Below are 24290 nucleotides of genomic sequence, written 5' to 3' on the forward strand. Positions count from 1 at the left end.
CGCCCGAAAATTACAACAAACCGTGCTGTTGCAGTTTCTTGCGCAGCGTATTGCGGTTGATGCCGAGATACTCGGCGGCCAGCGACTGATTGCCGCCGGCCTGCTCGAGCACCACTTCGAGCAGGGGTTTTTCCACGCATGAAATGACCATGTCGTAGACGTCGTGCGGATTGGAGCCGTCGAGATCCTGGAAGTACATACCCAGGCTGTCGCGGACGGATTGTTCGATATTGTTCTTGCTCATGCTGCCAGTCGGTCGGTGTGATCCTCGCCCTTGTTGTCGAGCCCGGGGTTGCCGGGTGATTCGTCGACGTAGACGAGGCGGTCGGAGATCGCCTTTTGTGCGTCAAAGAATTCGTTGACGGCGAGGAGTTGTTCGCGCGTGGTGTCCAGCGTATTCATGCGATGCCGGAACACGTTGGCGCCAGAAAGGCCGCGAGTGTACCAGCCGATGTGCTTGCGCGCAGTGCGGACACCCGTAAATTCCCCGTAGAACGCGTAGTGATCTTCGAGGTGCTCGTTCATTACCTGCTGGATTTCGTCGATGCGCGGCGGCGGCAGCAATTCGCCCGTTTGCAGGAAATGCTCGATCTCGCGAAACAGCCAGGGACGCCCCTGCGCCGCGCGGCCGATCATGATCGCGTCGGCGCCGGTGAGGGCCAGCACCTCGCGCGCCTTGTGCGGCGAGGTGATGTCGCCGTTGGCGACCACCGGAATGCGCACCGACGCCTTGACTGCGGCAATGGTCTCGTATTCCGCGTCGCCGTGGTACAGGTCGGCGCGCGTGCGGCCGTGCACGGTCAGCATCGAAATGCCGGCGTGCTCGGCCAGATGCGCGACGCTCAACGCATTTTTGTTGTCGCGGTCCCAGCCGGTGCGGATCTTCAGTGTGACGGGCACCGCGTCCGGGCCGACGCCCACCGCGCCCACCACCGCCTCGACGATCCGCTGCACCAGCGGTTCGTTCTGCAACAGAGCCGAACCTGCGGCCACGTTGCACACCTTCTTGGCCGGGCAGCCCATGTTGATGTCGATGATCTGCGCGCCGTTCGCCACGTTGTAGCGGGCCGCTTCGGCCATCATGGCCGGATCGGCGCCGGCGATCTGCACGGCGATCGGCTCGACTTCGCCCGCGTGGTTGGCGCGGCGCATGGTCTTTTCGCTCTTCCACAACTGCGCGTTCGAGGCGACCATTTCCGACACCGCATAGCCCGCACCCAGCCGTTTGCACAGTTGCCGGAACGGCCGGTCGGTCACGCCGGCCATGGGGGCGACGAACAGGTTGTTACGCAGATTGTGGGAGCCGAGAGTGGGCATGACGTGGACGCGCGCCTCGCCGATCGTTCCATATTTGACAATCGGCGCAACGCGAAATGCGAGGGAAAAGCGCTATTTTAGCGTTAACAGGTAAGCGGCACCCGACATGTCCGTGTCGTAACCCGTTAAATCTTCTATGAAAGTGCGCCGGTTCATAGAACCGGCGGCGCTCGCGCGGCTTTCCCGAAGCTGCTCAAAAAAGCCGTAGCGCGTGACCCAACGGCACGTCTAGCGACGCTGTCCGAACATCATCTGGCGCGCCAGCGCGGTTTTCACCGGCGGCGCGAACTCGAGCGCGGTGAGCGCGAGGCCGCGCATGATCGCGAGCGGCGCGAAGTCGACGGTGAACAGGCGCGCGAGCGTGTCGGTGGCGCCGATCGTCATGCGCCGGTCGAGCGCGCGGCGTTGTGCGAAGGTCGCCAGCGCAAGCGGAGTCGGGCCTTCCGCCGACAGCGCATCGGCGAGCGCGTGCGCATCGCGCAGGCCGAGATTCAAGCCCTGGCCCGCGACGGGATGCAATGTCTGCGCCGCATTGCCGATGGCAACGACGTGGCCGTTCACGAGCGTCTCGACCGCATTCAGTCCCAACGGGAACGACGCGCGGCCCTTGATGTGCGTAAAGCGTCCCATGCGCTCGCCGAAGGCGGCGCCGAGTTCGCGCAGGAACGCGTCGTCGGAAAGTTGCGCGCGGCGGGCGGCTTCGTCGGGCGCGCAGCACCAGACCATCGCGTAGTCGGCGCCGCGCACGCCGCCCATCGGCAGCAACGCAATCGGACCTTGCGACGTGAAGCGTTCCCATGCCACGTGCGGCTGCGGCGCGGACACGCTGACGGTGCCGACCAGCGCGGTTTGGCCGTAGTCGCGCGAGCCTTTGCCGGCCCTGCTTCCGCTTGCGGCCGCGCCTGTATCGGCTTCAGCTTTGGCGTCGCTGCCGCCGTCCTCGGTCGCATTCTTGCCATCCTCTCGCTTGCGCGTTTTCTGATCACCGAACAACCCGCCTTCGGCATTCACCAGAATGCGCGTGCGCAGCCGGCGCGTGACGCCCGCGGTTTCTATCGGCAGCGTCACGCCGTCGAGTTCCTGGACCGGTTCGGCGGCGGCCGTGGAGCGGAACCAGTGCACGGGCGTGGCGCGCACCGCGTCGGCGAGACTGTGCACGATCGAGCCGTAGCGCAGCACGTAACCGAGCGCGGGCAAGCCGTGCTCGCCGTGATCGATCAGCGTGCGGCCGAAGTGGCCGCGCTGTGACACATGGATGCGCTGGATCGCGGTGGCGTCGGCGGGCCAGCGCAGCGGCTCGAGAATCATGCGGCTGCCGTGCGACACGGCGATCGCGCGCGGATCGGCGATCGAGTCTTCCGGCTCCCGTGCGTCGATCAGCGCGATCTTCAGCGCGCGCGTCACGCTGCGGCGCGCGAGCCAGCCGGCGAGCGCGAGCCCGACCGGGCCGGCGCCGACGATCGTCACGTCGAAATCGAAGGAATGAGCGGCCGGCTTCAGAATCACCGTCGACGGAGAGGCGTCGTGCATGGCGGGTTACGTCCTTGTTCCGTGAGCCGCGCTATGAGCCGCGCGGGCTTCCTGCATCAGCGCCTCGATTTCGTCGGCGGCGACCGGCACGTCGCGCGTGATCAGCTCGCAGCCGTCCGGGGTGACGATCGCGTCGTCCTCGATGCGGATGCCGATGTTCCAGTAGCGCTCGGGCACCCCTTCGGCGGGCCGGATGTACAGGCCGGGCTCGATGGTCAGCGTCATCGACGGCCGCAGCGTGCGCCATGGCAACGCGCCTGCTTCGTCGCGCGGCGCGCCGCGTTCCCGATAGTCGCCGACGTCGTGCACGTCCATGCCGAGCCAGTGGCCGGTGCGGTGCATGTAGAACGGCGCGTAGGCGCGCTCGGCGATCACGTCGTCGACCGACGCGAACTTCGCGCGCCCGATGATGCCCGTGTCGAGCAGCCCTTGCGCCAACACGCGGACGGCGGCCTGGTGCGGATCGTCGAAGGTCGCGCCGGCGCGGGTCGCGTCGACGGCGGCCTGCTGCGCGGCCAGCACGATGTCGTACAGCTCGCGCTGCGCGGGCGTGAAGCGGCCGCTCGCCGGGAAGGTGCGGGTGATGTCCGACGCGTAGCCGTCGAGCTCGCAGGCTGCGTCGATCAGGATCAGGTCGCCGTCCTGCGCGATCGCGCTGCCGGCCGGGTAGTGCAGCACGCAGGCGTTTGCCCCCGCCGCGACGATCGACGTATAAGCCGGCGCCTGCGCACCGAATTTGCGGAACGTGTAGAGCAGTTCCGCTTCGAGTTCGTACTCGCGCACGCCGGGGTGGCACGCAGCCATCGCGCGCCGATGCGCGACGGCGGAAATCTGCCCGGCCCGACGCATGATGGCGAGTTCGTGATCGTCCTTGACGAGCCGCATCTCGTCGAGCAGGGGCAGCAGGTCGCGTGCAGCCATAGGCGCGGCGATGCCGCCGCGGCCTTGCGCGCGCACCGCGTCGAGCCAGCCGCGTACCTGTTCGTCGAGTTGCGCCGAGCTGCCGAGCGCATAGTGCAGCGCTGGTTTGTCGGCGAGCAGTCGCGGCACTTGCGTGCCGATTTCGCTTACCGGGAACGCGGCGTCGAAGCCGAACGCCGTGCGTGCGCCGTCGGGACCGAAACGGAAGCCTTCCCACGTTTCGCGCTCGACGTTCTTCTCGCGGCAGAACAGCACCGACGCCGGCTCGCCGGGTGCGGCGCTGGCGTCGAGCACCAGCAGCGCCTCGGGTTCGGTGAAGCCGGTCAGATAGTAGAAGTAGCTGTCGTGCCGGTACGGATAGTCGGCGTCGCGGTTGCGCAGCGCTTCCGGCGCGGTGGGAACGATGGCGACGCCGCCGCCCGCGGCGCGCAGCGCGGCGAGTACGCGCTCGCGGCGCGTGCGATAAACGTCGATGGCGATGGTGGGTTCGGTCGGCTGGTTCATCGTGCGATTGTAGCGCCCAACGAGCGGACTTATTTTGTGCGCGCACCGGTGGCGGGACGGCCGCCGGCATGTTGCAATCCGTCCACAGCGCCCCGGCGCACCGCTTGCGAAGACAGGGCGTGACACTCGTGAAGGCCCCGGAGCACTTATACTTTCGCCGGATTCAGTTAAAGGCAGATGGTCATGATGAAACTCATCGGTTCGCTCGGCAGCCCCTTCGTGCGTAAAGCGCGGATCGTGCTGGCCGACAAGAAGATCGACTACGAACTGGTGCCCGAGAACGTCTGGGCGCCGGACACCCGGATTCACACGTTCAATCCGATCGGCAAAGTGCCGTGCCTCGTGATGGAAGATGGCGAAGCCGTGTTCGACTCGCGGGTCATCTGCGAATACGTCGATATGCTGTCGCCGGTCGGCAAGCTGATTCCGCAGTCGGGGCGCGAACGCGTCGAAGTGCGCTGCTGGGAAGCGCTCGCCGACGGCGTGCTGGACGCGGCGGTGCTGATTCGTCTCGAAGGCACGCAGCGCACGCCCGAGCAGCGTGTCGAGGCATGGGTCGCGCGGCAGCAACGCAAGATCGACGAAGGTCTGATCGCGATGTCGCAGGGGCTGGGCAGCAAGTCGTGGTGCGCGGGCAATCACTACACGCTCGCGGACATCGCGGTGGGCTGCGCGCTGGGTTATCTGGACTTCCGCATGCCGGGGCTCAACTGGCGCGAAGCGCATCCGAATCTGGACAAGCATTTTCAAAAGCTTTCGCTGCGGCAGTCTTTCATCGACACGGTGCCGGCGGACTGAGCGGAGCGCTCAGTCGCGGCAAGATTGCGTTCAGGCGAGCTGAAAGAGGTCGTTCAAACTCCTGAAAGCCCGAACGAAACGTGCGTGCGAGTTGAAAAGTTGAAAATGCGCCTGCTTGTCAGGCGCATTTTTTTGCGCCGGAGATTCGTCGCGGCGTTCGCCGCGCGGTCCGGTGCCGGAACCGCGCACATGAACCGCGCGCGAGAGCGGCGGTGCATATGATTTTGCGCCGGTGATTCGCCGCGGCGCTCGATGCCGCAAGCCGCACGCATGACCGCTCTGCCCAAGCGGCCGGGCGCACGAATGCGGCCTGTCGCGACGCGCGGCCGCTTACTGCTTGCCGTTGCGGCGCCGTGTAATCCCCGGTCCGAACGCGAAACCGAACGCCAGCATCAGCAGCGACACCGCCAGCACCGTGTTGTTGCCGCTCGTCACATAGGGCGTGTTGCCCGACGTGCCTTGCACTTTCAGGTCGAGCGAGCCGACCGTGTACGGCGTCAGGCGGCCGAGCACCCGGCCGTTCGCGTCGATCGCGGCGGTCATGCCGGTGTTGGTCGCGCGCAGCATCGGCCGGCCGGTTTCCAGCGTACGCATGCGCGCAATCTGCAGATGCTGGTCCAGCGCGATCGTGTCGCCGAACCACGCGAGGTTGGTCGAGTTGACCAGCACGCCGGCGGGCGTCGTGCTCTCGCGGATGGTCCGCGCAATCTCTTCGCCGAAGATGTCCTCGTAGCAGATATTCACCGCAACCGGCTGGTTGTGCACCATGAACGGCTTCTGCACCGGCGCGCCACGGAAGAAATCGCCGAGCGGAATGTTCATCAGATTGACGAACCAGCGGAAGCCCCACGGTACGAATTCGCCGAACGGCACGAGGTGATGCTTGTCGTAGCGGTACACGTCGCGCGAGCCGGGCGTGACGCCGAACAGGCTGTTCGTATAGTCGACCACCCGACCCTCCGGGGTGATCGTGCCGCCGATCGCGCCGAACAGGATCGCGCTGCCGGTCGAGTCGGAGAACTCGCGGATCGATGCCGCGAACGGCGCCGGCAATTGCTGCGCGAGCACGGGAATGGCGGTTTCCGGCGTCACGATCAGATCGGCCGGCTTCGACGTGATCATCTGCTGATACTGGTCGATCGCCGCGCGCATGCCGGCTTCCTCGAACTTCATCTCCTGCTTGACGTCGCCTTGCAGCAGGCGCACGGTCAGTGGCGCGTTGGCCGGCACGGTCCATTGGACGAGCGGCAGCAGCAGGCCGGCCGCAATCAGCGCCAGCGCGACGCCGCCCGGCACCGCGCTGCGCGCCATGCTTCGTGGCGCCGCCTGACTGCCGTGCGCGACGTCATTGCGGCTGATGTCCGCCGCCGCGCCGCGCGGCTCGCGTGAAGACCTCGAAGACCGTTGCGGCAACAGCGGCAGTAACGCCTGCGCGATCAATGCGGCAGCCAGCGCCAGCATCCAGCCGACGCCATAGACCCCCACCACCGGCGCAAATCCCGCGAACGGGCCGTCCACTTGCGCGTAACCGCTCGCGAGCCACGGAAAGCCGGTGAATACCGTGCCGCGCAACCATTCGCCGATTGCCCAGGCACTCGCGAAGGCCAACGCGCCGTGCCAGGTGGGGCAGAACGGTGCGTCGTCGGCCGCCGCGCCGTTGCGCGCATGACCCGCGCAGAACGACCAGATGCCCGCGGCCAGCGCCGGATAGAGCGCGAGATAGAGCGAAAACAGCACGACCGCCGCGCCTGCGAGGGGCGCGGCCATGCCGCCGTAGTCATGCATGCTGACGTAGAGCCACCACACGCCGGTCATGAAATTGCCGAAGCCGAACGCGCCGCCCGTCAGCGCGGCGCTTTTCCAGCCGGTGGCGCGGGTGAGCCACCCGAAGAAGAACACGAAGATCGCGAGTTGCAGCCAGCCGCCGTGCGGCGTCGGCGCGAACGACAGCGTGTTGGCCGCGCCCACGGCCAGCGCGACCAGGTAATGCCAGCGCGGCAGCGTGCGGCCACGCGGTTCGTCGGCGGCGGCAGCAGGGGAAGTGCTCACGCCGCGGCGCGAACGGGAAGTCATCGGGTCGGCCATTGTTGCGCGGTCGGCGTGAGAAGTTGAAAAAGCAGGTTGGAAACTGAAGACGTGCGGGCAGCGAGGCTCAGGTCTGCACGTGCTGCGCGTCGCGCTCGCGTTGGCCGGCCAGCGGATCGCGGCGCACCAGCAGCATGTGAATCTGGCGGGCGTCGCCGCGCAGAATCTCGAAGATCAGATCGTCGAGGCGGACCTTTTCGCCGCGATGCGGCACCCGCCCGAAGTGATGCGTGACGAGCCCGCCGATGGTATCGACTTCCTCGTCCGAGTAGTGCGTGCCGAAGGCCTCGTTGAACTGCTCGATCTCGGTCAGCGCGCGTACGCGGAAGCGCCCGTCCGGCGAGGCGATGATGTTGCCGCTTTCCTCGTCGAAATCGTATTCGTCCTCGATGTCGCCGACGATCTGCTCCAGCACGTCTTCGATCGTGATCAGGCCGGCCACGCCGCCGTATTCGTCGACCACCACCGCGAGGTGATTGCGATTCACGCGGAAGTCGTGCAGCAGCACGTTCAGCCGCTTCGATTCGGGGATGAACACCGCGGGGCGCAGCATGCCGCGCACGTCGAATTCTTCTTCGGCGTAGTAGCGCAGCAGGTCTTTGGCCAGCAGCACGCCGATGATGTTGTCGCGATTGCCCTCAAAGACCGGATAGCGCGAGTGCGCTTTCTCCAGCACGTACGGGATGAATTCGGCGGGATTGTCCGCGATGTTGATCGCGTCCATTTGGGCGCGCGGCACCATGATGTCGCGCGCGCTGAGTTCGGTCACCTGGAACACGCCTTCGATCATCGACAGCGAGTCGGCGTCGATGAGGTTGCGCTCGTGCGCGTCCTGCAGAATTTCCAGAAGCTCGGCGCGCGAGTCGGGCTCGGGCGAGATGAAGTCGGTCAGACGCTCGAGCAGCGAGCGCTTTTCCTGCGGTTTGTCGGTTTGGCGTCGACTGGGATACGTGTCGTTCATGGTAGTGCGCCCGGCAAGACTGGGCGCGCTGTTGCAGAGCATTAAGGATACACCAGGCACATGGCAGGACCGTGTCCCGCCGGGCTGGGCGATGGGTGAAGCGGCTCCGTCGCGAGCGGCGGGGCGTGGGTCCATCCTAACTGATTACGCGCGGAAAAGCGGTGTTGGGCAAAAAAGTGGTGGTTGTGGCGGGAGGAACGGGCGGATGCGGGGGCCGCGCGTTCTTTGCGGTTTGAGGGCAAACGGGCGCGTGGCCAAGGCCAGAGGTTCGGAGTCGGGGGCGAGACGCTGGAGGCTGCGCTCCTGCGGGCTGCAACGGTTTTGCGCGTCTGGCGCGCAAGCACGCGTGGACGGCAGGACTGCCGGCTAACAGCGCATCGGCCGCAAAAATTCAGCGAACGTACCGCGCTCGCCAGCCTCAACACCCTCATTGCGCCGATTCTTATCCGGACACCTGCCCGGATTGCCGAGCGGCGTCGCGTTCGCGGCCTTCCGCCTGGCAACGTTCCAGCAGCGCTTCGAGCGCGCGGTCGGGCATGCCGCTTTCGCGCAGCGCGTGGACGGTGCGGCTGACGTAATCGAGTGTGGTGCCATAGCGGCCGCATGCACAGCCGAACACGGTCTTGACGACCTCGTCGCGCAGCTTGCCGGTGTAGCTCGGCACGTCGCGGCGCATCACGAACGCCAGCGCGTCGACGCGCCGGCCGTCGGCGAGCACGCACGGCAGCCAGGCGGGGCGATACGACCCCATCGCCATTTCACGGCGCCACAATGCTTCGAGATGCGGTGCCGAACCCTCGGCGGCGAGCCGGAACGCGATGCCGGTGCAGGAGCCGCCGCGATCGAGCGCGAGCACGAGGCCCGGCTGTTCGGGTGTGCCGCGATTCACGCGCGACCATAGATATAGCCCGCGGTGATAGCCGTGCACCTTCGAGCGACTCGCCTCGACGGTGGGCAGGCCGGGATTCCAGATCAGCGAGCCATAGCCGAATAGCCACAGGTCGCTCTTGCGGTCCCAGTCGCGCAGCGTGCATTCGAGCGACGCGCGCAATTCCTCGTCGCTCAGAAGCCGCGACTCGCCGAGCGCTGGCGGATAGTCCGGGCAGGGCGTGCGGGTGTCGGCTTCAGGGGAGGTGCTCACGGTGTGGGTTCGAACGTGGATGGACGTTGGCGAGAGGCGGGCGGCGCGGCGATGAACGACGCCTACTGATACGGATCGGGAAACCCCAGCTTACCGAGGATCTCGGTTTCGAGCGCTTCCATCTCTTCGGCTTCTTCTTCGACTTCGTGATCGTAACCCTGCGCGTGCAGCGTGCCGTGCACGAGCAGGTGCGCGTAGTGCGCGATCAGCGGCTTGCCCTGCTCGGCGGCTTCCTTCTCCACCACCGGGCAGCACAGGATCAGATCGCCCGTCACCGGGTCGTCTTCCGATTCGGCGTACGCGAAGGTCAGCACGTTGGTCGAGTAGTCCTTGCCGCGATAGGTGCGGTTCAGCGTGCGGCCTTCTTCGGCATCGACGAAACGCACCGTCAGCTCGCCGTCCGCGAACAGCGCCGCCTTGATCCAGCCGGCCACGGCGGCGCGCGGCAGCAGCGCCTTGTGTTCCGGCCAGGCTTTGGCGGCGGGGAATTGCAGATTCAACGTCAGTTTCGGGGCGCGGCTCATGCGGTGTCGGTGTGGTGCGTGGTTGGCGTGTCTTGCACTCGTGACGGCGGCAGCTCCAGCGCGCGCGGATTCGCGTCAATCACCGCGAATCCGCCGGACTGGCGGTTTTCTGCGAATGCGCATCGTACGCTTCCACAATTCGCGCGACCAGCGGATGCCGCACCACGTCCGCGCTCGTGAAGCGCGTGAGCGCGATGCCGCGCACGTCCGCGAGCACCTGCTGCGCTTCGATCAGCCCGCTCTTGTGGCCGCGCGGCAAGTCGACCTGGGTCGTGTCGCCGGTGACGACCGCCTTCGAGCCGAAGCCGATCCGCGTGAGGAACATCTTCATCTGCTCGGGCGTGGTGTTCTGCGCCTCGTCGAGGATGATGAACGCATGGTTCAGCGTGCGCCCGCGCATGTACGCGAGCGGCGCGATTTCGATCATCTGCCGCTCGAACATTTTCGCGGTCTTGTCGAAGCCGAGCAGGTCGTACAGCGCGTCGTACAAGGGGCGCAGATACGGATCGACCTTCTGCGCCAGATCGCCCGGCAGGAAGCCGAGGCGCTCGCCCGCTTCGACCGCGGGCCGTGTCAGCACGATGCGTTTGACCTGGTCGCGCTCGAGCGCGTCGACCGCGCAGGCCACCGCGAGATAGGTCTTGCCGGTGCCGGCCGGGCCCACGCCGAAGGTCACGTCGTGCGAGATGATTTGCTTCAGATACTCGCGCTGCGCCGGCGTACGGCCGCGCAGATCCGCGCGCCGCGTGTACAGCTTCGGACCGAGTTCTTCGAGGTCGTCGTCGGCTGCGTCGGCGGGCTGATCGAACGGATGGTCCGGATTGCCGGGGAAACGCGGATCGCCGGCTGCGTCGCCATTGCCGTTCGGGCGATGGCGCGCCGGATGACGCACTTCGACGAGCGCAAGCTGGATGTCGTCGACCGACAGCGGCTCGCGCGCGTTGTTATAGAAATTTTCGAGCGCGGTGAGCGCGAGTTTCGAGCCGCGCCCGCGGATCGTGATGCGGTGGCCACGGCGCTGCAAGGTCACGTCGAGCGCCTGCTCGATCTGCCGCAGATTTTCGTCGAGCGGTCCGCAGAGGTTGGCGAGCCGCGCGTTGTCATCGCGCGGAGCGGTGAATTCCAGATGCTGCTGAGCGGTCTTCAAGGCGGTGGGTCGATCCTGTCGGTTTCAGTACAGCTTAGTGAGTGATGGTGGCGTCGTCATGCACCAGCACGAGCTCGCCACGCAGCGAATGTGGGTACGCGTGAACGATTTTCACGTCGACCATCTGGCCGATCAGCCGCGCGTGCGAGGCGACCGGCGCCGGGAAATTCACCACGCGGTTGTTCTCGGTGCGTCCCGCGAGTTCGTTAGGGTCCTTGCGCGCAGGGCGCTCGACCAGAATGCGCTCGATCTTGCCGACCATCGACTCGCTGATGCGTTGCACGTTCTCTTCGATGGTCGCCTGCAGGTGTTGCAGACGCTTGAGCTTCACTTCGCGCGGCGTGTCGTCGTGCAGATTCGCGGCCGGCGTGCCGGGACGCGGGCTGTAGATGAACGAGAAGCTGGTGTCGTACTTCATCTCGTGCACCAAAGCCATCATCTTGTCGAAGTCTTCTTCGGTCTCGCCGGGGAAGCCGACGATCATGTCCGTGGACAGCGACAAGTCCGGGCGGATCGCGCGCAGCTTACGGATCACGGACTTGTATTCGAGCACCGTGTAGCCGCGCTTCATCGCCATCAGGATGCGGTCGGAGCCGTGCTGCACCGGCAGATGCAGGTGGCTGACGAGCTTCGGCACCTTCGCGTAGGTGTCGATCAGACGCTGCGTGAATTCCTTCGGATGCGACGTGGTGTAGCGAATCCGTTCGATGCCAGGAATGTCGGCGACGTATTCGATCAGCGTCGCGAAGTCGGCGATCTCCGATGAGCCTAGCGTAAGGCCGCCACGATATGCGTTGACGTTCTGGCCGAGCAGCGTGACTTCGCGCACGCCCTGGTCGGCGAGACCGGCGATTTCAGTCAGCACGTCGTCCAGAGGACGCGACACTTCCTCGCCGCGCGTGTACGGCACGACGCAATAGCTGCAGTACTTGCTGCAGCCTTCCATGATCGACACGAACGCGCTCGGGCCGTCGACGCGCGCCGGCGGCAGGTGATCGAACTTCTCGATTTCGGGGAACGTGATGTCGACTTGCGCACGGCCGCTTTCGCGGCGCTTGTCGATCATTTGCGGCAGACGGTGCAGCGTTTGCGGACCGAACACCAGATCGACGTACGGTGCGCGCGCGACGATCGACGCGCCTTCCTGGCTCGCCACGCAGCCGCCCACGCCGATGATCAGATTGGGATTTGCTTCCTTCAGCTCGCGCACGCGGCCGAGGTCGGAGAAAACTTTCTCCTGCGCTTTTTCGCGCACCGAGCAGGTGTTGAACAGGATCACGTCGGCGTCTTCCGGCGTGTCGGTCTTGACGAGCCCTTGCACCGCGCCGAGTACGTCGACCATTTTGTCGGAGTCGTACTCGTTCATCTGGCAGCCAAAGGTCTTTACATAAACTTTCTTGGTCATCGAATTTTCGCCGGTCGCAGTGGTTGATCTGGGGGCGTCGTTTAAGAGGTGATGGGGCCGAACGTGCGGGCGGCGGGCGTGGCAGGCCGCTGGGCGGCGCTTAGGGCGCTTAGAAGCTGCCTGACGCCTGTTCGAGCCCGACTCGCGGCCCGATGCGTTGTGCCTGCACGATCCGCATGCACGCGTGCGGCGTAGCGCAACATTATAGCCCTTCACGGCGAGCGGGTTTCGCTGCCCGCACCGCTGCCCGACCGCTCCGGCGGCAAGCCCAGCAGGCTTTCCAGTTCGCCCGACACCTGCGCGAAGCGCTCGCTCAGGAAATCCAGCAGCACCCGCACGCGCGGCGCCATGAAGCGGTTGCGGTGGTAGAGCGCGTGCAACGGTGCATCCGGGTAACGCCACTGCGGCAGCAGGATTTTCAGGCCGTCGGCGCGCAGGTCCGCTTCGACGTCCCACATCGACTTGATCACGATGCCGTAGCCGCGCAGCGCCCATTCGCGGGCCACTGCGCCGTCGTTGGTCTCGCGGGCCGACTCGGACGGCACGGTGTAGTTTTGCTCCTCGTCGCCGCGCGTGAAGCGCCACTCGTTCGCGAGCCCCGAGGCGGTGCTCAGCACGATGCAGTCGAAGTTGGCGAGGTCGTGCGGGTCTTTCGGCTCGCCCTTGCGCGCGATGTAGTCCGGCGACGCGCACAGCACGCGCCGGTTCGGCGCGAGCTTGCGGGCGACCAGCGAGCTGTCCTGCGGCACGCCGAAGCGGATCGCCAGGTCGATGTCCTCCGCCACCAGATTCGCCAGCGAGTCCGACAGCGTCAGTGCGAACGTCACTTGCGGATAGAGCGCGTTGAACTCGTCGAGCCAGTGCATCAGCAGATTGCGGCCGAAGTCCGAGGTCGCCGACACCCGCAGCTTGCCGCGCACCACCCCCTGACCGGCTTGCAGCGCGGCTTCGGCGTCGTCGAGCGATTGCAGCGCCTGGCGGCAGCAGTTCAGGTAGAGGCGGCCTTCGTCGGTGAGCCGCAACTGACGCGTGGTGCGCTCGAAGAGGCGCGCCTTCAGCCCGGTTTCGAGCTTGGCGAGCCGCGCGCTCGCGGCGGCCGGGGTGAGCCCCATCTTGCGGCCCGCGGCCGAGAGGCTGCCTTGCTGCGCCGCTTCAACGAACAGGCGAATGTCACCGAGGTTGTCCATCGTTGGGTCTTTCAAAAAATATTTGAAAATGCTTCAAATACTACGCCAATTATCAAATCGCCTTTGGCCCGTGACAATGCACTCTCGAAAACCCTTAATTCCGCGCGCACAGCAGCGCGCGCCGCCGCGCCCATGCAACTCGATCACGCAACGATCGTCACCGCCGATCTCGATACCGCCCGGCATTTCTTCGTCGAGATCGCTGGACTGACTGAAGGCGCGCGGCCGCCGTTTCCGGCGGCCGGCTACTGGCTGTATGCGAACGGCCGGCCGGTGCTGCATCTGCTCGACGCAACCGCGACAGCGCCTCGCGCGGCCGGCCGGTCAGCGCCACGCATCGACCATCTCGCTTTCCGGCTGGACAGCGCCGCCGAATGGCAGGCCTTGCTCGCGCGCCTGCACGCGGCCGGCGTCGATCACCACACCGCGCAGGTCCCGCAGATGGGCGCGCAAGCCGCCGAACAGCAACTGTTCGTCGCGCTGGCGCCCGGCGTCGTCATCGAATTCGTGACGGCGTTGCCGCACGGCCAACTTCACGCACAACGTTAAAACCGGAGTAGAAAAAATGCCTATCCCATTACTGGCGCTGGCGATCAGCGCATTCGCGATCGGCACGACCGAGTTCGTCATCATGGGCCTGCTGCCCGAGGTCGCGCACGATCTGGCGGTGTCGATTCCGTCGGCGGGTTTGCTGGTGAGCGGCTATGCGCTCGGCGTCGCGGTCGGCGCGCCGCTGCTCGCGGTGGTCACCAGCAAGATGCCGCGCAAGCTTGCGCTGCAATTGCTGATGGGTGTGTTCATCGTCGGCAATACGCTGTGCGCGGTGGCGTCGAGCTATTCGGTGCTGATGATCGCGCGTGTGGTCACTTCGTTCGCGCACGGTTCGTTCTTCGGTATCGGCGCGGTGGTGGCGGCGTCTCTCGTGCCGGCCGAGAAGCGAGCGAGCGCGATTGCGCTGATGTTCACGGGCTTGACGCTCGCGAACGTGCTCGGCGTGCCGTTCGGCACGTTCGTCGGGCAGCAGTTCGGATGGCGCATGGCGTTCTGGATCGTCAGCGCGCTCGGCGTGGTGTCGCTGCTGGGTGTCACGGCGCTGGTGCCGAATCGTCACGATGCGGGCCCGGTCGGGCTCGGTCACGAAGTGCGCGTGCTGAAAGACCCGCAAGTGTGGACCGCGCTCGCGATGACGGTGCTCGGCTTTGGCGGCGTGTTCGTCGTGTTCACCTATATCGCGCCGATTCTCGAACAGGTGAGCGGCTTCTCGCCGCGCGGCGTGACGCTGATCCTGGTGCTGTTCGGCGTGGGGCTGACGATCGGCAACATGCTCGGCGGCAAACTGGCGGATCGCGCGCTGATGCCTTCGCTGATGGGCATTCTCGCCGCGCTCGCGGTGGTGATGGCGCTGTTCGCGCGCACCAGTCATTCGCAGGTAGCCGCAGCGCTGACGATCTTTGTATGGGGCATTGCCGCGTTTGCCACCGTGCCGCCGCTGCAGATGCGCGTGGTCGAGAAAGCGGCGGCGGCGCCGAATCTGGCGTCGACGCTGAACATCGGCGCGTTCAATGTCGGCAATGCGGGCGGCGCGTGGCTCGGCGGGCTGGTGATCGATCACGGCCATTCGCTCGATACGCTGCCGTGGGTTGCGGCGGCGGTCAGCGTCGTGGCGTTGCTGCTGACGTGGTTCGCGGCGCGTATGGATGCAACGCCCGCGAGCGTGGCGCGGCGTGTAGGTGTGCACGAGCAGGTGTGATTGGCCGGGCGGGCGGATGAGCGCGTGGCTCGGGCGGCATGCTCGCGACGGGGGGCGGCGTCGTCGTCGACGGCGAAGGCAACGCCTTGGGCTGAGGAGGAAGTGTGGCGGTGGCTGCTGACGTGGTTCGCGGCGCGCGCGATTCCAACGATCTCGATCCTGGTCGAGCGTGGTCGTGTGCATGAACGGTAGCCGGCCGGTGCGCGGCTCGGACAAGGGTACAGAACAGAAGCCGCGAACGCCCGCGTGACAGTTCGCCATGCGCGTGAATCGCCACCCGAACGCTCCACGAAAATGCCCGCACGTCCGCACAACGCCGTGCAACCGCCCGAACCAGCGGCCACCGCCGCCCATATGAAAAATGCGCACAAGCTTTGCGGGAATCGTCCTCCGCAATGCTGATAACAGTGTGAAGATAACTTCGTTGGGCGCGGCGGGGCGCGATGCTATCTTGCTTCCACTAACCGCTTGCGCGCCGTCAGGTGGCGCTTTGGAGGCAATCATGCATTCCCCGCTCGCGCTGGTCCGCGACCCCTCGGCCGACCTCGATGCGTTGCCGCGTGCCGCCGAACCCTTCGATGCGCTGGAACATCTGGTCGGCGTCAACCTCGCCCGCTTGCGCGCCGAACGGCAACTGTCGCTCGATGCGCTGGCCCGCGCGTCCGGCGTGTCGCGTGCGATGCTCGCGCAGATCGAATCGGCGCGCAGCGTGCCGTCCATCAAGGTGCTGTGCAAGGTGGCGGCGGCGTTGAAGGTGTCGGTGGCAGCGTTCTTGCGGCGTCACGCGACCAACGGCTTCGAGCATCTGCCCGCGGAGCGCTCGACGCGCGTCGTCAGTGCGAACGGGCGCTATTCGGCCCGGCCGCTTTATCCCGATGCCGAACCGGCTGCCGCCGAGTTTCACGAGTTGCGTATCGCACCGTTGCACACCGAAGCCGGCACCCGCCGTGCGCCGGGCACGACGGTCAACCTGGTGGTTAGCGAAGGCACGCTGGAAGTCAGCGTGCACGACCAGCGCCAGTTGCTCGCGACCGGCGACGCGATCGTATTCGACGCCGACCAGCCGCATAGTCTGCGCAATCCGGGCGACACCGAAGCGCGCGCGTTTCGCGTGACGCTGAACGCGGAGACGCCGCCGCGCTGGGACGTCCCGGCGCAGCACGAAGCGCGGCACGAAGCACGCCACGCCACCCCGCGCGAAACCGCGCCGGTCTGATTGCATTTCCCCGATGCAGGCGCCTCGCGTTGGAGCCTCCATCGGACCAGTAGGGTTGCGCTGCAGGTCTCGCGCGACTGTTGTATGCTTCGCCAGCCGGTCGATCCGGCAATCAGTGCGTCTTCAGGGCGGGGCGAAATTCCCCACCGGCGGTAGGCCGGCACAGCGCGAGAGCGTGAGCCGGTGAGCCCGCGAGCGCCCGCGTCGTGCGTCTTCGGAGTATCGGAGCGCCCAGCGGGGTCAGCAGATCTGGTGAGAAGCCAGAGCCGACGGTCAGAGTCCGGATGGAAGAAGATGTGCAGATAGTCATGTGCGTGTCCGTGGCGCCGCCCTTGGTTGGGGCGAGCGTGAGCGTCGCTTAGCGCGGCGCCCGACGGCGCGTCGTTGTCTGTTTGCAATGCCCTGAAACGTTTTTCGCCCCACTTTTGCGATGAGCGTTTCAACTATGTCCTTTGCTGCCTTTCCTGCTCCGTCGACGTTTGCGCCCGACGCGTCCGCCGATCTCCCGCTGCTCGACGCCGAAGTTCCGCCGCGTATCGCCGCCGCATTGCAAGCGATGCGCGATGGCCGCGCCGTCGTTCTGCAAGACGACCACGACCGCGAGAACGAAGCCGATCTGATCGTGTCGGCCGAGCGTCTTTCCGTCGAAACCATGGCCTTGCTGATCCGCGAATGCAGCGGCATCGTTTGCCTGTGCCTGCCCGACGACAAGATCCGCGCGCTCGAACTGCCGCCGATGGCCGTCAACAACGAAAGCCGTCACGGCACCGCGTTCACGGTGTCGATCGAAGCACGCGAGGGCGTCACCACCGGCGTGTCCGCGCTCGATCGCGTGACGACGATTAGCGCGGCGATCGCCGATCACGCGAAGCCCGCCGACATCGTGCGTCCGGGCCACGTGTTTCCGTTGCGGGCGATGCCCGGCGGCGTGCTGGCGCGCCGCGGCCACACCGAAGGCACGGTGGACCTCGCGATTCTCGCGGGTCTGAAGCCGGCCGGCGTGCTGTGCGAACTGATGAACGCGGACGGCACGATGACGCGCGGCGCGGACGTCGAGCGCTTCGCCGCGCAACACAATCTGCCGATGCTGACGATTGCCGAACTCGTCGAGTTTCGTGAGGCGCTGGCGCAGGCGCGCGAATGCGTCGCCGACGAAGCGTGAGATGCGACGCGCGTCGCGTCGTGTTGGTGTGACGTGACGAGTGCTGCAAAAACGAAAGGCCGGTTCTGTCCCGAACCGGCCTTTTTTGTCGGCGCCGCTTGAGTCGAAGCTGGCGGCGCCTGCACCACGCTACATGACGCGTTCTGTCACGCCAGTCCGCTACGACTGCACGTCGGCGAACTCTCCGCGCACTCCAGCTTCGATCAGCGCAGGCAGTTCATCCATGTGCCTCATGATGCGCGTCATGCCCATCTTGCGCAGCGCGTCCGCATAGCCGTCGGGGATATGGCTCGCGCCGACGAAGGCGATCGTCTTCATGCCCGCCGAGCGCGCCGCGTTCAGACCGGCGATGCTGTCCTCGACGACGACGCAGCGCGACGGCTCCACGCCGAGCGTTTGCGCCGCGAACAGATAGACGTCCGGATAGGGCTTCGGCCGCGCCACCTGTTCGGCGCTGAAAATCCGCTCGCCGAAAATCTGTTGCAGACCCGCGCGCCGCACCGACGCGCTCACACGCGTCATGCGGCTGTTCGACACGACCGCGGCGGGCAGCGTCACGCGTTGCAAAGCCTCGCGCACGCCGTTGATCGGACTCAGCGACGCCGCCAGTTCCAGCTCGACATTGTGTTCGATGGTGTCGAGAAAATTGGCGGGCAGCGTGATGTCGAAGGACTTCTCGATGCCTTCGAGAAAGCGTGACGTCTGCTGGCCAAACGCGGTTTTGACGACGGGCTCGAAGTCGAGGCCGGGAAAGGCCACGGTGAGCGTTTCGAACATCACGCGGTCGGCGATGACTTCGCTATCGACGAGCACGCCGTCGCAATCACAGATGAGGTGGTCGATCATGCCTGGAAACGGAAAGCGGGGAACGCGGGAGCAGGATGGTGGCAAGCTCGGGCGCGCAGAGTGAAAGCGTCATGATACGTGCTTTCAATCTCTGCGCAGCAGGATGCCGCGGGTGATCGGTGAAGCCGCCGAATGGGCGGCGTCGCGCTGGCGAGCGCGGGTTGGCGGCGAAACAACGGGCGGGATACTGGCGTACTCAGGTGCTCAGACCACTCGGGTGCTGACGCTTGCGAGGGGCACTCAGCTGCCCGCGCCAGCGCACTCAGTGCATATCCGCCCACGCCTTTGCGGCGCGGACCGCGCGTTGCCAGCCGTCGAGACAGGCCTTGACTTCAGTGTGCGGCAACGCCGGTGTGAAGCGGCGCTCGAGCTTCCACTGCTGCTGCAGTTCGTCGACGTCCTTCCAGTAGCCGACCGCGAGACCGGCGAGATACGCCGCGCCCAAGGCGGTCGTTTCCGGCACCTTCGGGCGCACCGCGTCGACGCCGAGAATGTCCGCCTGGAATTGCATCAGCAGATTGTTCGCGCAGGCGCCGCCGTCCACGCGCAATTCGCCGATGCGAATGCCGGAGTCCGCTTCCATCGCCTGCAGCACGTCGAGCGACTGGTAGGCGATCGAGTCGAGCGCGGCGCGTGCGATATGCGCCGAGCTCGTGCCGCGCGTCACGCCGAACAGCGTGCCGCGTGCATGCGCGTTCCAGTGCGGCGCGCCAAGGCCGGCGAAGGCGGGCACCAGATACACGCCGTCGCAATGCGGCACGCCGCGCGCGAGCGTTTCGATCTCGGCGGCGTTCTTGATGATGCCCAGGCCGTCGCGCAGCCATTGCACCACCGCGCCGCCGATGAAAATGCTGCCTTCGAGCGCGTAGTTGATCTTGTCGCCGATCTGCCACGCGATCGTGGTCACGAGATTGTTCTTCGATTCGATCGGCTTGTCGCCGGTGTTCATCACGAGAAAACAGCCGGTGCCGTAGGTGTTCTTCACCATGCCCGACTCCGTGCACATCTGGCCGAACAGCGCGGCGTGCTGATCGCCGGCGATGCCCGCGAGCGGAATCTTCGACGCGAATACGGTGGTCTTGGTCGGCCCATACACTTCCGACGACGGCCGCACTTCCGGCAGCATGCTGCGCGGAATGTCGAGCGCGTCGAGCAGTTCGTCGTCCCATTGCAGCGTGTGGATGTTGAACAGCATCGTGCGCGACGCGTTGGTCACGTCGGTGACGTGCAGGCTGCCCTTGGTGAAGTTCCACACGAGCCAGCTGTCGACCGTGCCGAACGCGAGGCGCCCTTGCCGCGCTTTTTCGCGCGCGCCTTCGACGTTGTCGAGAATCCAGCGGATCTTGGTCGCCGAGAAATACGAGTCGATCGGCAGGCCGGTTTTCGCGCGGACCTTGTCTGCGAGCCCTTGCTCCTTGAGCTGGTCGCAGAAATCGGCGGTGCGCCGGTCCTGCCATACGATCGCGTTGTAGACCGGGTGGCCGGTTTCGCGATCCCACACGATGGTGGTTTCGCGTTGATTGGTGATGCCGATCGCGGCGATCGAGGTGCCGTTCATGCCGGCGCGCGTCACGGCTTCGGCGGCGACGCCGGCCTGGGTCGACCAGATTTCCTGCGGGTCGTGCTCGACCCAGCCGGGGTGCGGATAGATTTGCTGGAATTCTTTCTGGGCGATCGACACGACATTGCCGAGCCGGTCGAACAGCATTGCACGCGAGCTGGTGGTGCCCTGGTCAAGCGCGAGGATGTACTGATCCTGCATTGTCTCTTCTCCATGCGTGGGCGATTCCCCGGCCTGCCTGCCGACGCCGGGAGCCGCCTGTTGTTTTAGCCGGGCTGCAATCGTGGATGAGATTGTGCGGCCCGCGCCGGTCCAGCCGAAAGGGGGGAGTTGACCGCAGGCCGAGCCGGTCTTCGCAGACTATGCGTGCAGTCTATGCGCTTTGCCGCGCGGGTTCGCGGGCGAACCAGGCGTCGATGTCGTGCGTGATCGACGCGAGCGTGCCCGGCTCGACGTGCAGCCCGAGTTTCGAACGGCGCCACAGCACGTCCTGGGCGCTGCGCGCCCATTCGGTGTCGCACAGGTACGTCAGTTCGGCTTCGAAGAGACCCGGCGCGAACGCCCGGCCGAGATCGGCCACCGAGCGCGCTTCGCCGATCACCCGTGTGGCGCGCGTGCCATAGGCGCGCGCGAGCCGGTGCGCCAGCTCGGCCGGCAACCACGCATGCTGCTGCCTGAAGCCGGCGAGGAAGCGGTCGAAGTCCGCGCGCGGAATATCGCCGCCCGGCAACGTCGCGCCGACGGTCCACGCGGGCGCGCCATTGTGCAACGCCTGCGCGAGCGTGTCGACGGCTTGCTCCGCGAGCTTGCGAAAGGTCGTGATCTTGCCGCCGAACACCGACAGAAGCGGCGCTTCGCCCGCGGGCGCGTCGAGTTCGAGCGAGTAATCGCGCGTGACTGCCGACGGGTTGTCCGCGCCTTCGTCTTCGAGCAACGGACGCACGCCCGAATAGGTCCAGCGCACGTCGGCCGGCGAGATCTTCTGTTTGAAGTAGCGGTTGATCGAGTCGCACAGATACTGCGTTTCGCCGGCGTCGATCGCCACTTGCGACGGGTCGCCGCGATATTCGAGGTCGGTCGTGCCGATCAGCGTGTAATCGCCTTCGTACGGAATCGCGAAGATGATCCGCTTGTCGGGGTTCTGGAAGATGTACGCGTGGTCGTGTTCGAACAGGCGCCGCGTGACGATATGGCTGCCTTTTACGAGGCGGACACTGTGCGATGCCTGGCGGCCGAGCGCGCCCTGCAGCAGTTCGCCGACCCATGGGCCCGCGGCGTTCGCGATCGAGGCAGCGCGTACGTCGAGGGTGGTGCCGTCGGCGCGCCGCAGTTGCGCGCGCCATTCACCGCCCGCGCGCACCGCGCTGACGAGCTTCGTGCGCGTCAGAATCGTTGCGCCGTGTTCCTGCGCGTCGAGTGCGTTCAGCACGACCAGACGCGCGTCGTTGACCCAGCCGTCCGAATACACGAAACCGCGTTTGATCGAGTCGATCAGCGGCGCGCCGGCCGGATGCCTGCGCATCGAGATGCCGCGCGAACCGGGCAGCAATTCGCGTTTGGCGAGATGGTCGTACAGAAACAGCCCCGCCCGGATCAGCCAGGCCGGGCGCAGATCGGGCATGTGCGGCATCACGAAGCGCAGCGGCCACATGATGTGCGGCGCGGCGCGCAGCAGTGTTTCGCGCTCCTGCAGCGCTTTGCGCACCAGGCCGAACTCGCGGTATTCGAGGTAGCGCAGGCCGCCGTGGATCAGCTTGGTGCTGGCCGACGACGTATGCGCGGCCAGATCGTCCTGTTCGCAGAGCAGCACCGACAGGCCGCGACCGGCCGCATCGCGTGCGATGCCTGCGCCGTTGATCCCGCCGCCAACGACGAGCAAATCGTATCTCGAGCCTTGCGTCACCTGCTGTGTCCCCTGCGTTGCGCTTGAAAGTCGTATGGAAGCCGGCCGAACAGACTGTGTTCGTTTTCGAACTTTAATGAACATATTCGAAAAAGTAAAGTTCGCTTTATCTGAACGCGCCTTACCCGAACGGCCAAGGGTGTGGCGCAATGGGCGGCCACGGACGATACTCTCGGCAGTAGCCATTTCGAGGTGAATGAATGCGTGGACTTTTGATGATCGGCGCCGCCGCGCTTCTCACGGGGTGCGTCAGCTCGCCGAGCCTGACGGGGACGATGGGTGCGCCGTCGTTCGAAGCGTTGCAGCGGATGTGCACGGCGCAACCCGTCGACTATGGCAAGGATGCGCAAGGCGTCTACGCGGCGCTATTCGACGCCTATGTGGCGAACCGGCGCGGCGCGTTGTCGAAGGACGATTTCTGCGCGTTCCAGGCCGCCATCGCCCAGCGTCATGCGAGCGAAGGTATGAGCGCCGATCCGCACGCGCGCAATCAGTGGGTCGAGTTTTTCACCGCCCAACGGGCCAAGGCGCTGAGCTGGCGCGCGGCGGTCGATCCGACCTTGCGCAGCGGTTGAGCGGGGTCGTATTGCGTTTTCCTCTCCGCGCAGGCGGGCGCGTGGGCCGCTATCTCTAACCGGGTGGGGTAATGGGGCGGCGGCGGTTCGCGCATCGTCGCAAGGCTCGCGCGCCGGGTGTGGCGAACGCATCTGCCCGCCAAGCCTTGAGTCAAGTCGCTGGGCGGAATTGCCGAATGCCGTTCGCGGGAAAGCGATGTTGACAGGCGCGAGGGCCGAAGGTCCGTCGCGCCAATTCATCGTGTCAACGAGTCGGGCACGACGACGCGGCAACGCGGCCTCTTGACCGGCTGCCCGGTCCGGCTTCGTTAAGAGGCGTAGAAAATACGAGGCAATCGACAGGGAGCGAGGGCGTACGAACTGTGTACGACGCACCCTGCCGTCATTGCAAGACCGCGCGTCGGCTGCAAAAACAGCGACACGCTTTCGCGACATCAGGAAAAACGCTTGATAGCCCGCAGTGCCTCATCGCCGGTTTCCGTCACACGCCATTGTTCGTTGCCCGACGCGAGTCGTTCGAGTTGTACCAACTGGCGTTCCAGCAGCGCGTCGAGTTCTTCTCGGCCCATGTCGACCTGATTAGGGGCGTCCTTGACGAGCAACAACGTGGCGAATTCATGCGGACTCAGCATCGTTCTCTCCATGTCAAGCAAACGCGGACGGCCTTGCCGGCGACTGGCGAGATGCCAGTGAAGTCCGCTAGAGGATCAGGCGGGAAGTACGGCTCACACAACACAACCACGCAACCGGCGCTACGCAGAATGCGCCACGCACAGCGGGAACTGGAGTGTAGTCAACCGCACGTTAAACGCCAAATGCGCCCCCGCAAATATTCCCTTTGACAATTGAGGGGCCCGGCGGCGGTTGGGAATAGCGGCCTGAATCTTGATTTCACTCGAAGTTTTGTATGCGCTGCAGCATGGCGCAGAACGCATGGTTAATCCGCGATGTACACCTGACAGTTGGCCGCGGTGAGGGCTTCGAGCATCGGGGCGGCGGGTGCGGCATCGGTGAAGAGCGCATCGATCTGGTCGAGATGGCCTTGGCGGACCAGCGCCGGGCGGCCGAATTTCGAGCTGTCAGCCGCGAGGAATACGGTGCGCGCATGCTGGATGATGGCCTCGGCCACGCGCACTTCACGGGTGTCGAAATCGCGCAGTGTGCCGTCCGTTTCGATACTGGAGGTGCCGATGATCGCGAAATCCACCTTGAACTGACGGATGAAATCGATTGCGAGTTCGCCGACGATGCCCTTGTCCCAAGGCCGCACGATGCCGCCCGTCACCAGCACCTCGCAATCCGGATAGCCGCTCATCATGCTCGCGACGTTCAGATTGTTGGTGATCACCCGCAACCCGCGATGCCGGTTGAGTGCTCGAGCGACTTCCTCGGTCGTGGTGCCGAGGTTGATGAAGAGCGACGCCTGATCGGGAATGTGAGTGGCCACCAGCGCTGCGATGCGCCTCTTCTCGTCATGGAACATCCGCTGGCGTGCGGTGTACGAGACGTTCTCGGAACTGGTCGGCAGACTGGCGCCGCCGTGATAGCGGCGCAGCAGGTTCATGTCGGCAAGCCAGTTGACGTCGCGGCGGATCGTTTGCGGCGTCACGTCGAAGTGCGCCGCGAGGTCGTCCACGGTCACGAAGCCGTCGCGTTGCACCCACTCCAGCAATTCCTGTTGCCGCGCATTGAGAGTGAGGCGGGGGTCTCGGGTCATGTGTCTCGGGTCGTGGGATTTTATCGGGCGCTGCCCGCCG

The 24290-nt window shown here is 65.8% G+C and carries 22 protein-coding genes and 1 riboswitch; of the genes, 6 read left to right on the forward strand and 16 right to left on the reverse strand.

Going from position 1 to position 24290, the window contains the following annotated elements; all coding sequences use genetic code 11:
• Positions 1-10 precede the first annotated feature (10 nt).
• The 4 genes from HV770_RS03670 to HV770_RS03685 form a co-directional block, all read right to left on the reverse strand.
• Entirely contained in the window at positions 11-244 is a 234-nt protein-coding gene (locus HV770_RS03670) for a Fis family transcriptional regulator (protein WP_007180440.1), read from the reverse strand.
• Positions 241-1317 (reverse strand): tRNA dihydrouridine synthase DusB, encoded by a 1077-nt coding sequence (gene dusB, locus HV770_RS03675; RefSeq protein WP_175158141.1) that lies wholly within the window; start codon positions 1315-1317, stop codon positions 241-243. The genes HV770_RS03670 and dusB overlap by 4 nt, the downstream gene beginning before the upstream one ends.
• 228 nt (positions 1318-1545) lie before the next feature.
• Positions 1546-2847 carry a UbiH/UbiF/VisC/COQ6 family ubiquinone biosynthesis hydroxylase gene (locus tag HV770_RS03680; RefSeq protein WP_175158142.1) on the reverse strand — a complete coding sequence of 434 codons (1302 nt, stop codon included), beginning with the start codon at positions 2845-2847 and terminating at the stop codon, positions 1546-1548.
• 6 nt (positions 2848-2853) lie between these two features.
• Positions 2854-4272 carry an aminopeptidase P N-terminal domain-containing protein gene (locus HV770_RS03685; protein WP_175158143.1) on the reverse strand — a complete coding sequence of 473 codons (1419 nt, stop codon included), beginning with the start codon at positions 4270-4272 and terminating at the stop codon, positions 2854-2856.
• A gap of 183 nt (positions 4273-4455) precedes the next feature.
• Here HV770_RS03685 and HV770_RS03690 point away from each other — a divergent pair, with 183 nt between their 5' ends.
• Positions 4456-5070 carry a glutathione S-transferase C-terminal domain-containing protein gene (locus HV770_RS03690; protein ID WP_175158144.1) on the forward strand — a complete coding sequence of 205 codons (615 nt, stop codon included), beginning with the start codon at positions 4456-4458 and terminating at the stop codon, positions 5068-5070.
• Between the two features lie 330 nt (positions 5071-5400).
• Here the strand turns inward: HV770_RS03690 and lnt are convergent, their stop codons facing one another.
• The 7 genes from lnt to HV770_RS03725 all read right to left on the reverse strand — a co-directional run bounded on the left by lnt (position 5401) and on the right by HV770_RS03725 (position 13520).
• On the reverse strand, positions 5401-7155 hold the full coding sequence (lnt, locus tag HV770_RS03695; RefSeq protein WP_175158145.1) for an apolipoprotein N-acyltransferase: 1755 nt from the start codon (positions 7153-7155) through the stop codon (positions 5401-5403).
• Between the two features lie 67 nt (positions 7156-7222).
• Entirely contained in the window at positions 7223-8116 is an 894-nt protein-coding gene (locus HV770_RS03700) for a CorC family transporter (protein WP_168662812.1), read from the reverse strand.
• A 442-nt stretch (positions 8117-8558) separates the two neighbouring features.
• Positions 8559-9257, reverse strand: coding sequence for a gamma-glutamylcyclotransferase (locus HV770_RS03705; RefSeq protein WP_175158146.1), 699 nt, complete (start codon positions 9255-9257; stop codon positions 8559-8561).
• A 62-nt stretch (positions 9258-9319) separates the two neighbouring features.
• Positions 9320-9781 carry an rRNA maturation RNase YbeY gene (ybeY, locus tag HV770_RS03710; RefSeq protein ID WP_121315661.1) on the reverse strand — a complete coding sequence of 154 codons (462 nt, stop codon included), beginning with the start codon at positions 9779-9781 and terminating at the stop codon, positions 9320-9322.
• Between the two features lie 79 nt (positions 9782-9860).
• On the reverse strand, positions 9861-10928 hold the full coding sequence (locus HV770_RS03715; protein WP_175158147.1) for a PhoH family protein: 1068 nt from the start codon (positions 10926-10928) through the stop codon (positions 9861-9863).
• Between the two features lie 34 nt (positions 10929-10962).
• Positions 10963-12333 carry a tRNA (N6-isopentenyl adenosine(37)-C2)-methylthiotransferase MiaB gene (gene miaB, locus HV770_RS03720; protein WP_175158148.1) on the reverse strand — a complete coding sequence of 457 codons (1371 nt, stop codon included), beginning with the start codon at positions 12331-12333 and terminating at the stop codon, positions 10963-10965.
• Positions 12334-12545: 212 nt separating this feature from the next.
• Complete coding sequence (locus HV770_RS03725; RefSeq protein ID WP_175158149.1) at positions 12546-13520, reverse strand: LysR family transcriptional regulator; 975 nt, start codon at positions 13518-13520, stop codon at positions 12546-12548.
• 132 nt (positions 13521-13652) lie between these two features.
• Between HV770_RS03725 and HV770_RS03730 the strand changes: the two genes are divergently transcribed.
• The 4 genes from HV770_RS03730 (at position 13653) to ribB (ending at position 17648) form a co-directional block, all read left to right on the forward strand.
• Positions 13653-14069: a VOC family protein gene (locus tag HV770_RS03730; RefSeq protein ID WP_175158150.1), complete on the forward strand. Its 417-nt coding sequence runs from the start codon at positions 13653-13655 to the stop codon at positions 14067-14069.
• A 16-nt stretch (positions 14070-14085) separates the two neighbouring features.
• The gene (locus HV770_RS03735; RefSeq protein ID WP_175158151.1) at positions 14086-15270 is read left to right on the forward strand and encodes an MFS transporter; all 1185 of its coding nucleotides are present in this window, start codon (positions 14086-14088) and stop codon (positions 15268-15270) included.
• A 502-nt stretch (positions 15271-15772) separates the two neighbouring features.
• Positions 15773-16486, forward strand: a complete 714-nt coding sequence (locus HV770_RS03740; RefSeq protein WP_175158152.1) for a helix-turn-helix domain-containing protein — start codon at positions 15773-15775, stop codon at positions 16484-16486.
• A gap of 115 nt (positions 16487-16601) precedes the next feature.
• A riboswitch (FMN riboswitch) is annotated at positions 16602-16786 on the forward strand.
• A gap of 145 nt (positions 16787-16931) precedes the next feature.
• Positions 16932-17648, forward strand: a complete 717-nt coding sequence (ribB, locus tag HV770_RS03745) for a 3,4-dihydroxy-2-butanone-4-phosphate synthase (RefSeq protein ID WP_175158153.1) — start codon at positions 16932-16934, stop codon at positions 17646-17648.
• A gap of 159 nt (positions 17649-17807) precedes the next feature.
• On the opposite strand, the gene HV770_RS03750 is transcribed toward ribB, so the two are convergent.
• The 3 genes from HV770_RS03750 to glpD all read right to left on the reverse strand — a co-directional run bounded on the left by HV770_RS03750 (position 17808) and on the right by glpD (position 21958).
• Complete coding sequence (locus HV770_RS03750) at positions 17808-18494, reverse strand: HAD family hydrolase (RefSeq protein ID WP_175158154.1); 687 nt, start codon at positions 18492-18494, stop codon at positions 17808-17810.
• Between the two features lie 262 nt (positions 18495-18756).
• Positions 18757-20256, reverse strand: a complete 1500-nt coding sequence (gene glpK, locus HV770_RS03755; RefSeq protein WP_175158155.1) for a glycerol kinase GlpK — start codon at positions 20254-20256, stop codon at positions 18757-18759.
• Between the two features lie 172 nt (positions 20257-20428).
• Positions 20429-21958 carry a glycerol-3-phosphate dehydrogenase gene (gene glpD / locus HV770_RS03760; RefSeq protein WP_175158156.1) on the reverse strand — a complete coding sequence of 510 codons (1530 nt, stop codon included), beginning with the start codon at positions 21956-21958 and terminating at the stop codon, positions 20429-20431.
• A gap of 200 nt (positions 21959-22158) precedes the next feature.
• On the opposite strand from glpD, the gene HV770_RS03765 reads away from it, so the two are divergent.
• Positions 22159-22533, forward strand: a complete 375-nt coding sequence (locus HV770_RS03765; RefSeq protein ID WP_175158157.1) for an RNA-binding protein — start codon at positions 22159-22161, stop codon at positions 22531-22533.
• Positions 22534-22967: 434 nt separating this feature from the next.
• Here HV770_RS03765 and HV770_RS03770 read toward each other — a convergent pair whose 3' ends face one another.
• Entirely contained in the window at positions 22968-23165 is a 198-nt protein-coding gene (locus HV770_RS03770) for a hypothetical protein (protein WP_175158158.1), read from the reverse strand.
• A 305-nt stretch (positions 23166-23470) separates the two neighbouring features.
• Complete coding sequence (locus HV770_RS03775; RefSeq protein WP_175158159.1) at positions 23471-24250, reverse strand: DeoR/GlpR family DNA-binding transcription regulator; 780 nt, start codon at positions 24248-24250, stop codon at positions 23471-23473.
• Positions 24251-24290: the final 40 nt, after the last annotated feature.

Origin of the sequence: Paraburkholderia fynbosensis, assembly GCF_902859935.1 — a bacterium.
GTDB lineage: Bacteria > Pseudomonadota > Gammaproteobacteria > Burkholderiales > Burkholderiaceae > Paraburkholderia > Paraburkholderia fynbosensis.

Bases quoted from the DNA above. Each gene is read 5' to 3' on its own strand.
- miaB (WP_175158148.1), bottom strand. From the start codon at position 12,333: ATGACCAAGAAAGTTTATGTAAAGACCTTTGGCTGCCAGATGAACGAG.
- HV770_RS03680 (WP_175158142.1), bottom strand. From the start codon at position 2,847: ATGCACGACGCCTCTCCGTCGACGGTGATTCTGAAGCCGGCCGCTCAT.
- HV770_RS03670 (WP_007180440.1), bottom strand. From the start codon at position 244: ATGAGCAAGAACAATATCGAACAATCCGTCCGCGACAGCCTGGGTATG.
- glpK (WP_175158155.1), bottom strand. From the start codon at position 20,256: ATGCAGGATCAGTACATCCTCGCGCTTGACCAGGGCACCACCAGCTCG.
- HV770_RS03775 (WP_175158159.1), bottom strand. From the start codon at position 24,250: ATGACCCGAGACCCCCGCCTCACTCTCAATGCGCGGCAACAGGAATTG.
- ybeY (WP_121315661.1), bottom strand. From the start codon at position 9,781: ATGAGCCGCGCCCCGAAACTGACGTTGAATCTGCAATTCCCCGCCGCC.
- ribB (WP_175158153.1), top strand. From the start codon at position 16,932: ATGTCCTTTGCTGCCTTTCCTGCTCCGTCGACGTTTGCGCCCGACGCG.
- HV770_RS03730 (WP_175158150.1), top strand. From the start codon at position 13,653: ATGCAACTCGATCACGCAACGATCGTCACCGCCGATCTCGATACCGCC.
- HV770_RS03740 (WP_175158152.1), top strand. From the start codon at position 15,773: ATGCATTCCCCGCTCGCGCTGGTCCGCGACCCCTCGGCCGACCTCGAT.
- HV770_RS03690 (WP_175158144.1), top strand. From the start codon at position 4,456: ATGATGAAACTCATCGGTTCGCTCGGCAGCCCCTTCGTGCGTAAAGCG.
- HV770_RS03735 (WP_175158151.1), top strand. From the start codon at position 14,086: ATGCCTATCCCATTACTGGCGCTGGCGATCAGCGCATTCGCGATCGGC.
- lnt (WP_175158145.1), bottom strand. From the start codon at position 7,155: ATGGCCGACCCGATGACTTCCCGTTCGCGCCGCGGCGTGAGCACTTCC.
- HV770_RS03770 (WP_175158158.1), bottom strand. From the start codon at position 23,165: ATGCTGAGTCCGCATGAATTCGCCACGTTGTTGCTCGTCAAGGACGCC.
- HV770_RS03725 (WP_175158149.1), bottom strand. From the start codon at position 13,520: ATGGACAACCTCGGTGACATTCGCCTGTTCGTTGAAGCGGCGCAGCAA.
- HV770_RS03700 (WP_168662812.1), bottom strand. From the start codon at position 8,116: ATGAACGACACGTATCCCAGTCGACGCCAAACCGACAAACCGCAGGAA.
- HV770_RS03685 (WP_175158143.1), bottom strand. From the start codon at position 4,272: ATGAACCAGCCGACCGAACCCACCATCGCCATCGACGTTTATCGCACG.
- HV770_RS03750 (WP_175158154.1), bottom strand. From the start codon at position 18,494: ATGATCGACCACCTCATCTGTGATTGCGACGGCGTGCTCGTCGATAGC.
- dusB (WP_175158141.1), bottom strand. From the start codon at position 1,317: ATGCCCACTCTCGGCTCCCACAATCTGCGTAACAACCTGTTCGTCGCC.
- HV770_RS03765 (WP_175158157.1), top strand. From the start codon at position 22,159: ATGCGTGGACTTTTGATGATCGGCGCCGCCGCGCTTCTCACGGGGTGC.